Annotated in this window: 8 protein-coding genes; 4 read left to right on the top strand and 4 right to left on the bottom strand. The window is 63.1% G+C overall.

All coding sequences use genetic code 11. The annotated features are described in order from the left end of the window. From Q1V43_RS11645 to Q1V43_RS11635, 3 genes are all read left to right on the top strand, one after another. Positions 1 to 1,140 (top strand): aminotransferase class I/II-fold pyridoxal phosphate-dependent enzyme (locus tag Q1V43_RS11645; protein ID WP_300518013.1); only part of this gene is annotated, 1,140 nt, incomplete at its 5' end. Positions 1,141 to 1,154: 14 nt separating this feature from the next. Beyond that, the gene (locus Q1V43_RS11640) at positions 1,155 to 4,241 is read left to right on the top strand and encodes a DNA translocase FtsK (protein ID WP_300518011.1); all 3,087 of its coding nucleotides are present in this window, start codon (positions 1,155 to 1,157) and stop codon (positions 4,239 to 4,241) included. Between the two features lie 81 nt (positions 4,242 to 4,322). Then, complete coding sequence (locus Q1V43_RS11635) at positions 4,323 to 4,940, top strand: outer membrane lipoprotein carrier protein LolA (RefSeq protein WP_300518009.1); 618 nt, start codon at positions 4,323 to 4,325, stop codon at positions 4,938 to 4,940. A 10-nt stretch (positions 4,941 to 4,950) separates the two neighbouring features. On the opposite strand, the gene Q1V43_RS11630 is transcribed toward Q1V43_RS11635, so the two are convergent. Together Q1V43_RS11630 and Q1V43_RS11625 are read right to left on the bottom strand one after the other, a co-directional pair. Then, on the bottom strand, positions 4,951 to 5,535 hold the full coding sequence (locus Q1V43_RS11630) for a lytic transglycosylase (RefSeq protein ID WP_300518007.1): 585 nt from the start codon (positions 5,533 to 5,535) through the stop codon (positions 4,951 to 4,953). A 61-nt stretch (positions 5,536 to 5,596) separates the two neighbouring features. Then, the gene (locus Q1V43_RS11625; RefSeq protein ID WP_300518005.1) at positions 5,597 to 6,478 is read right to left on the bottom strand and encodes an AEC family transporter; all 882 of its coding nucleotides are present in this window, start codon (positions 6,476 to 6,478) and stop codon (positions 5,597 to 5,599) included. 83 nt (positions 6,479 to 6,561) lie between these two features. On the opposite strand from Q1V43_RS11625, the gene hspQ reads away from it, so the two are divergent. Continuing rightward, positions 6,562 to 6,888, top strand: a complete 327-nt coding sequence (gene hspQ, locus Q1V43_RS11620; protein ID WP_300518003.1) for a heat shock protein HspQ — start codon at positions 6,562 to 6,564, stop codon at positions 6,886 to 6,888. A 43-nt stretch (positions 6,889 to 6,931) separates the two neighbouring features. On the opposite strand, the gene Q1V43_RS11615 is transcribed toward hspQ, so the two are convergent. Beyond that, a complete protein-coding gene (locus Q1V43_RS11615; RefSeq protein ID WP_300518001.1) occupies positions 6,932 to 8,515 on the bottom strand; it encodes a gamma-glutamyltransferase family protein in 1,584 nt (527 codons plus the stop codon). A gap of 288 nt (positions 8,516 to 8,803) precedes the next feature. Then, complete coding sequence (locus Q1V43_RS11610; protein WP_300517999.1) at positions 8,804 to 9,256, bottom strand: ATP-binding protein; 453 nt, start codon at positions 9,254 to 9,256, stop codon at positions 8,804 to 8,806. Positions 9,257 to 9,264 lie beyond the last annotated feature (8 nt).

Genomic DNA, 9,264 nt, shown 5'->3' with positions numbered 1-9,264 from the left:
TTTCCGCGTCTGCGGAGCCTTCTGGATCATCACGATCCGGGCGGCGATGTCGTGCATATGACCATTGGTGAGCCGAAACATGCCTTTCCCTCCTGGGTTGGTGACGTGCTGGCGGACAACACCGCCGGGTTCGCGAATTATCCGCCGAACGACGGCTCACCCGAACTGCTGGGCGCGATTTCCGACTGGGTGCGGCGGCGCTATGACGTGGGGTTGGACCTCAACCAGATCATGGCGCTGAATGGCACGCGCGAGGGGCTGTTCAATGCCGCCATCGCCCTGTGCCCCGAGGAAACCGCGCGCGGCGAACGCCCCGTCGTGCTGATCCCGAACCCGTTTTACCAGGTCTATGCCGTGGCTACCGCCACCGTGGGTGCCGAGGCCGTTTTCGTCCCCACCACGGTGGAAACGGGCCATCTGCCGGATTTCGCCGCGCTTCCCCCGCAAATCCTGAACCGGGCCGAAATCTGCTATATGTGTTCGCCCGCCAATCCGCAGGGCGCTGTGGCGGATCGTGATTACTGGGCCAAATTGATCGCGCTGGCGGAAAAGTACGATTTCCGCATCTTCGCCGACGAATGCTATTCCGAGATCTACCGCGACGCACCACCACCCGGCGCTCTGGAAGTGGCGCAAGAAGGGGGTGCGGACCCGGAACGTGTGGTCCTGTTCAATTCGCTGTCGAAACGCTCGAACCTGCCCGGGTTGCGCTCGGGTTTTGTGGCCGGTGGGCCGGAGACGATCCGCCACATTCGCCAATTGCGCGCCTATGCCGGAGCGCCGTTGCCGCTGCCATTGCAACGGGTGGCCGAGAAGGTCTGGGCAGATGAAGCCCATGTCGAGGAAAACCGCGCGCTTTACCGCGAGAAATACGATGTGGCGGACGAGGTGTTCGCGGGCATCGACGGCTATATGCCCCCCGAGGCGGGCTTTTTCCTGTGGCTGCCGGTCGAGGATGGCGAAGCCGCCGCGTTGAAGCTCTGGACCAAGACAGGGGTGCGCGTCCTGCCAGGCGCCTACCTGTCGCGCGATACTGATCGGGGCAACCCGGGTAAACCATACATCAGGGTCGCCATGGTGGACCCGAAACAAGAAATGCGGGACGGGCTGATCCGGCTGCGTGACTGCATCTATGCATGAGGATGAGGTGAATTATGGCGTTTCAGGCTCGGCAACGTGACCCGATTTTCGATGCGGCAACCCAGGCAGTGATCGAACGGCGGGGCAAGGAACTGGTGGGTGTCGGCCTTGTACTGCTTGGCCTCGCCATAGCGCTGACCGTCGGCAGTTACGCGCCCGAGGATCCCAGCTGGTTCGCCGCCACCAACGGGCCGGTACAGAACTGGCTCGGCTTGCCGGGGGCCTGGCTTGCTCCGATCCTGAAAATCGGCCTGGGCTACGGTGCCTGGGCGCTGGCGCTGGGTATCGCGACCTGGGGACTTCGGTTCATGATGCATTGGGGCGAGGAACGCATCCTGCCGCGTGTGCTTTTCCTGGTGCCGGCGGTGTTTCTGATCTCTGTCTATGCCGCGACTCTGGTGCCGGGTCCGGCATGGAACATCAGCTTTGGTCTTGGGGGCGCGCTTGGCGACACGATTCTGGGCATGGTGCTGAATTTCCTGGCGGTGAATTTCCAGCTTGGCGTGAAGGCGATGTCCGTTGTTTCGGGCCTGGCCGCGCTGGCGCTGATGACCTATGCGCTGGGCTTTACCCGGCCCGAACTGAAACGTTTCGGCCGCATGCTGCTTGGCGGCATTCTGCTGATCTACGACGGGATGCTCAAGCTGATGGGCAAGGGGATGCGCGGTGCAGCCCTGGGAGCTGCGGCGGGCGTTGCCGGAGCTGCGAAGGGCGCCCAGGGTCTGCGGTCCCACATGAGCGAGCGCCGCGCGATACGGGCCGAGGAACGCGCCGCGCATGCTGCCCTTGTCGCAGAGGACGAGACCCTGTTCGAGGACGAGACCGACTTCTCGGCCCCTCCGCCGTTGCGCGCCAGCCGCGTGGTGCGGGCAGAGCCGCCGCTGGAGGCAACGCAGCCCATGGTCGCGCCGGTGCCCGATGCTCCGCAGCCCATGGCCGCCCCTGCGATGACGCCGCAGGTTGAAAGCCCGCGCACCGGTCTTTTGGGCCGTATTTCCCTGCTCAAGCGCCAGCCGGAACCGCGGATGCCCGAACCTGAACTGGTCGAGAGCTCCTTTGCCGGAGAGCTGCCCGAGGGATTGGGCGACGAGGACCGCATCAAGGCCAAGGTCGCCCGGGCGCTGAAACAGCGGGCCCGCGCCGTGCCGACCCTGACCGCCGCCGCCACGACTGTCGCGGCGCGCCAGGAACCCGCCGTGACCCGTTGCATCCCGCGTGGTCCGCGCCCGATGATCCTGGACACGTCGATCCCTGCACAGCCGCCGGTCGAGGAGCCCAATATCTTTGCCACCGATATGGCCGATCCCATGACCGATCCCATGGCCGAACCCGTGGTGGAGCCGTATACCGAGATGCCCGCCCAGGACGCCTATGCGCCCAGCGTGGACGAAGCCCCGGCCTTTGACGGGGTCCCGATGGTCGATCCCGTCCCGGCCCCGCGCGTTTATACGCCCGCGCCCAAACCGGCCCCTGCGCCGGAACCCAAGCGTGTCGTGCAGCATCAGGTCAAGAAACCCGCCGCACCGTCGACACGCGCCAAGGCCGAGGCCCAGCCGAGCCTGCAATTCGAGGACAAAGCGATCGAATACGATCTGCCGCCCCTGTCGCTTCTGACAAACCCGGTCTCGATCGAACGTCATCACCTGTCCGACGAGGCGCTGGAAGAAAACGCGCGCATGTTGGAAACGGTGCTGGATGATTACGGCGTGAAGGGCGAGATCGTCAGCGTGCGCCCCGGTCCGGTGGTGACGATGTATGAGCTGGAACCGGCCCCGGGGCTGAAGGCCTCCCGCGTGATCGGGCTGGCCGACGATATCGCCCGGTCCATGTCGGCCCTGTCGGCCCGTGTGTCCACCGTGCCGGGCCGTTCGGTGATCGGCATTGAACTGCCCAACGAGAACCGGGAAAAGGTCGTCCTGCGCGAGATCCTGTCGACCCGCGACTTCGGTGACGCGAACATGCGGCTGCCACTCGCGTTGGGCAAGGATATCGGCGGCGACGCGATCGTCGCGAACCTGGCCAAGATGCCCCACCTGCTGATCGCGGGTACCACCGGGTCCGGCAAATCCGTGGCAATCAACACGATGATCCTGTCGCTGCTCTATCGTCTGACCCCCGATGAATGCCGCATGATCATGATCGACCCCAAAATGCTGGAGCTTTCCGTCTATGACGGCATTCCGCATCTGCTTTCGCCCGTCGTGACCGACCCCAAGAAGGCGGTCGTGGCCCTGAAATGGGTCGTGGGCGAGATGGAGGAGCGTTACCGGAAGATGTCCAAGATGGGCGTGCGCAACATCGAAGGCTTCAATGGCCGCGTGGCGGATGCGCTGGGCAAGGGTGAAATGTTCGAACGCACCGTGCAGACCGGGTTTGACGAGGATACCGGCGAGCCGATCTTCGAGACCGAAGAGATTCAGCCCGAAAAACTGCCCTATATCGTCGTTGTCGTGGATGAAATGGCCGACCTGATGATGGTCGCGGGCAAGGAGATCGAGGCCTGCATCCAGCGCCTGGCGCAGATGGCTCGCGCCTCGGGGATTCACCTGATCATGGCCACGCAGCGCCCCTCGGTCGATGTTATCACCGGCACGATCAAGGCGAATTTCCCGACCCGAATCTCGTTCCAGGTCACTTCGAAGATCGACAGCCGTACCATTCTGGGTGAACAGGGCGCCGAGCAGCTCCTGGGCATGGGGGACATGCTCTATATGGCCGGCGGGGCGCGCATTACCCGTGTGCACGGGCCGTTCGTGTCGGATGAAGAGGTCGAAGAGATCGTCAGCTACCTCAAGAGCTTCGGCCCGCCCGAATACATGAGCGGCGTGGTTGACGGGCCGGCAGATGAAAAGGCCGATGACATTGACGCGGTGCTGGGCCTGTCCACTGGCGGCAACACCAATGGCGAAGATGCGTTGTATGACCAGGCCGTGGCTATCGTGATCAAGGATCGCAAATGTTCGACGTCCTACATTCAGCGCAAGCTGGCTATCGGCTACAACAAGGCCGCGCGCCTGGTTGAGCAGATGGAAGACGAGGGGCTGGTCTCGGCGTCGAACCATGTCGGCAAGCGCGAGATCCTGGTGCCGGAGCAGCAATAGAGCCGGCATTCTTTGGCGGGTCTCTGCCATGTGAGACCCAGGGGGGGTGCCATCGGGCGCGGCAGCGACTATGTGGAAGATATGAAACCGTTTCGCATAGCCCTGCCCGCAGTCATTTCTGCCGCCCTTCTGGCGGCCTCTGCCCTTCCCGCCGCTGCCGAGAAGCTCTCGGTGGCGGACATCTCGGCCTACCTGAACGCGCTCAAGTCGGCCCGGACGGGGTTCGTACAGATCAATGCGGATGGCTCACAGTCCACCGGCACCGTCTACATCAAACGCCCCGGCCGGGCGCGGTTCGAATATGACCCGCCGGTCGATGCGCTGGTGATGGCTGGCGGACAGCAGGTTGCGATCTTCGATCCGAAGTCGAACTCCGGTCCCACGCAATACCCGTTGAAACGCACGCCGTTGAACCTGATCCTGGCGCGCCGGATCGACCTGAGCACGGAGCGCATGGTCGTCGGGCACGGCGAAGAGGAGGGCATGACCACAATCACCGCCCAGGACCCGAAAAACCCGGAATACGGTACGATCCGGCTGTTTTTCTCTCCTGAGCCCGTAACCCTGCGTCAATGGATCATCACCGACGGGGCGGGGGATCAGACTAAGGTGGTTTTGGGTGATCTGGATCGGGATGTCGTTTTTGGCAGTGCCCTGTTCAGCATCCCGGGGGAAATCCAGAAACGGTTTGGAGACTGACACCCGCGCTTCAACGGCGCGAGCAGCCTTCCAGTTGCCGACGATAGGTTTCCGACCGTTCAGCCACCTGGTTGGCGACTTTGAGCAACCAGGGTTTCGACCGATAGGTACCCCGCGCGTAGCCGCCGCGGCCATCGTGATAGGCCAGGTACTGGTTGCGCGCGTCTGACAATGGAATGCCAAGGTCTTCGTAGCTCTGGCTCATGTACCAGCCAATGAAATCGGTCGCATCGCGGATATTGTCGCGCTTGGCCCCGCGACCACCTTCGGAGCGCTGGTATTCCTTCCAGGTGGCGTCCAGGGCCTGGGCATAACCGTAGGCGGAGCTCTGACGCCCCATCGGCAACACGCCCAGCACGTATTTCATCGGCGTTCGATTGTTGCCGATGAATTTCGATTCCTGGTAAATGATCGCCATTTGCACATGTACCGGCACGTCCCATTTGCGCTGGGTACGTTTCATGGCCTTCAGGTAGGCCGGCCGCTGTTTCACGATGCTGCAGGCATTGTCCAGATTGCGCGGCGCCTTGCTGACCCCACCGGAACAGGACGCTACGAATAGAACTATGATACCTGCGCGAAGAAGTCTGCTCATCTGCCCCTCGCTTATGTTTTGCCGCCATCCTACCCCAGCACGCTTGGCGAAGGAACCCGGTTCAGATCACAAAAGCAAGGATGAGCGGAAGCGCGGCTACGGACATCAGGGTCGAGACGACGACCAGCCCCGCCACCGCATCCGCGTCGGCGCCGTATTTTTCCGCCAGCAGGTAGGACGTCACCGCAACAGGGGTCGCGATCTGCACCACCAGCACACCGAAGGCCACACCCGACAGGCCGAACCACAGGCCCACGCTCCAGGCTGCTGCGACACAGATCATCACCTTGAGCGCGCTCAGCCAGATCGCCCGCGTCACCGCGCCGGGGTGCAGGCGGGCGATGGCCACGCCCAGTGTCAGGAGCATCATCGGGATCGCCAGCTGCCCCAGCAGCTCCAGCGTATTGGTCAGGAACCGTGGGGTCTGCCAGCCCTGCCACAGGAAGATGGCGCCCAGGACCGTGGCGCCAACGATGGGCTCTTTCAGCACTTTCAGCACAGACCCGCCACCCGAAACCAGCCATAGCCCGAAGGTGAAACTGCCGATTGCCATCACGGCAAAGACCACCACCGCAAAGCCCAGCCCTTCGTCCCCGAAGGCAAACAGCGCCAGTGGCAGCCCCAGGTTGCCGGTGTTGCCGAAGATGATCGGATTCAGATAGGTGCGCATGTTCAGCCGGGTCAGTTTCAGCACCACGAAGCTGATCACCGTGACCAGCACATAGGCCGCCAGCGCCGCCAGCGACACGGTGGTCAGGGCGGCCGGGTCGACTTCGGTCTTCATCAGCGCGGTAAAAATCAGTGCGGGCACCGCCAGGGTCATTGCCAGGCGTGTAATGAACTGAATCCGGTACTCGAACCCCAGTCTGACCCAGGCGAATCCAATGCCTGCCATCAGAAAAACCGGGGCAGTGATCTCCAATACTGTCAGGACAAGGTTCACAGACTGTTTCCTATTTTCTTGGCCTGGCCACATGGACAAGCCTGCTCCGGAAGGAGTATTAAATGTTAAGGGGCTGCGAAACTATGCTGAAAACACGTGCAAAATACGCTTTGGGACAAGTTGTCCGTCACCGCAAGCACCCCTTCCGGGGTGTTGTGTTCGACGTGGACGCGATGTTCTCGAATACCGAGGAATGGTATCAAGCCATTCCCGAAGAGGCGCGCCCGAACAAGGACCAGCCTTTCTACCACCTGCTCGCGGAAAACGATCAGTCCTATTACGTCGCCTATGTGTCCGAACAGAACTTGGTCGCGGATTATTCCGGTGAACCGGTCAGTCACCCGGACCTGCCCGATTTGTTTGGTGAATTCGAAGACGGTCATTACCCGCTGGAATTCCAGATGAACTGAGCCCCCGGGCGCGCAGACCTGGGCCATACGGGTTATCCCGTGTTCAGAAGCCGATCGCGCAACCGTCCTTGCGATGATCAGAGGCCCCCACCAGCACACCGTGCGCATAGTCGATCCCGATTGCCTGTCCTCCGCCCAGCGGGCCTTCGGGAATTTCGATCCGATGGCCCATCTCCGCCAGCTCGGCGCACACCTTGTCGGAGTAGCCGCGTTCCATCTTCAGAGCACCCCCGTCGGCAAAGCTGCGCGGGGCGTCCAGCGCTGCCTGCAACCCCATGCGGTGATCGACCAGGTTGGTGGTGAACCGCGAATGTCCCGTGGGTTGATAGGCGCCGCCCATGATCCCGAAACTGGTTGTGATCCTGCCGTCCTCGGCCAGCATGCCGGGAATGATCGTATGCATCGGCCGCTTGCCGCCCCCGGCCTCGTTCGGGTGGCCAGGGGTCAGGGTGAAGCCGGCACCGCGGTTCTGGAACAGCAGCCCGAACCTGTCCGAGGCCAGCCCCGATCCGAAGCTGTGGTAAATCGAATAGATCAGGCTGACCGCCATCAGGTCCCGGTCCACCACGGTCAGATAGACCGTGTCCCTGTGCACCGATTCGGTGAGTGGCGCAGCGGCCGCCATCGCCCGGTTCGGATCGATCAGCCGGGCCAGCCCGGCAGCGGTTTCCGGGGCCAGCATCTGCGCCAGCCGGGTGGTGTGGTCCGGGTCGGCGATGAAGCGATTGCGTGCATCATGGGCGAGCTTCGCCGCCTCGGCCTCCAGATGTACATGGGCAGCGGACAGGGGCGGCGCTGGGTCGAAATGGTGCAGGATGTTGTTCATCAGGATCGCTGTCGCCCCTTGACCGTTTGGTGGGTGTTCGATCAGGTCGACCCCCTTGTAGGTGCCGGAAACCGGTGCGGCGTCCGTGCAGCGCGTGGAGGCCAGATCGTCCTGCGTGTGGCAGCCGCCCAGCGCACGAAGGCTGGTGATCAGGTCTTCTGCCACCTCACCCTCGTAGAAACCCGCGCGACCCTCGCGGGCGATTCGGCGCAACACCTCGGCCTGACCCGGGGCGCGGTATAGATCGCCAGCACCGAAGGCCGTTTTGCCATTCTTCAGGTAGAGCTCTGCGGCCCGTCCGCGCAGATGCCCGTCCCGCGCCGAGATTGCCCAGTCGAAAGCCACGCGCGGGGCGACAGGGATGCCCTCCTCGCCGTAGCGGATCGCCGGAGCCAGGATTTGCCCCAGGTCCAATTGGCCGTGGGCTTCGTGCAGGTGACAGAAGGCGTCCACTGCGCCGGGCAGGGTAATCGACGGCACATCGCGGATCGGCATGGTTTCCAGCCCCTCGGCCCGCAGCGCGTTCGGGTCCAGCCCCGCCGGGGCGCGGCCCGAGCCGTTCAGCCCGATGACCCGGTCTTGCCCGGCGGGTTTCAGAAGCACAAAGCAGTCGCCGGCCAACCCGGTCATCTGCGGTTCCGCGATGCCTAGTACCGCCGCCGCCGCAATCGCCGCATCGACCGCATTGCCGCCATCCTGCAAGATGCGCACAGCGGCTTGGGCGGCCAGCGGGTGCGACGTGGCGCAGAGCCCGCGGCTGGCAAACACGACCGAGCGGCCGGGAAGTTGAAAATCGCGCATGGAAGCCTCCCTGGTCGCGGGCCACTGTTCGGACACGAGACTAGGCGCCTCAATGTTTTCTGCAACCATGTGGGAGGAAACCTCGGTGCCGCGCACTGGGTGGGGGCTGTTCAACGCGGCACCGAGGGAAGCCTATGCAGCTACCCTTTTATTATGCCCCGCGTTTCGGGCCGGTCTTGGGACTCAATAGGGCTTTTTCGCGGCAATTCGCCCCGACGCAGGGGCGCATTTATAAAATGCGAGAGCACGCCCCGAAGCAGGACGTGCCAGGCTCTTGCACCCGTTGGATCAATTGGGCAAAGGAGCGCCCCGCAGGTCCATGCGGAAGCTCAGCTGGTTGCGGTTGCCATCACGGCAATAGGTCAAGTCATGGGTCAGCTCGCGGATCAGGAACCAGCCGAATCCGCCCTCCGGCAAGTCCTGTTCGCCCAGCACGTTCAGATCGTGGGGCAATCCGTCGGGCATTTTGCCCCCCGGCATCGGTATGCCGTCGTCCAGAAGCGTCACCTTCAGCGCGTCCCCCTGACGGGTCACGTCCAGCTCGATCACGCCGATATCGTGTTCCTGGTAGGCATGTTTGACCACATTGTTCAGAACTTCGGCCAGCACCAGCTCCACCGAGCTTTTGTCATCCTGGCTCATCTCCAGATGGGTCAACCCTTGCATGCAGCTCTTCAACGCCTTGCGCACGGAAAGCTGTGTGCCGGGAAATACCAGATGCACCCGCTGCATCTGTGTCATCATTCCCT

It is taken from the genome of Aliiroseovarius sp., from assembly GCF_030148435.1.
Lineage (GTDB): Bacteria > Pseudomonadota > Alphaproteobacteria > Rhodobacterales > Rhodobacteraceae > JASBTN01.
Note: the sequence above shows the minus strand (reverse complement) of the source record. Positions and strands in the feature narration are given on the sequence as shown.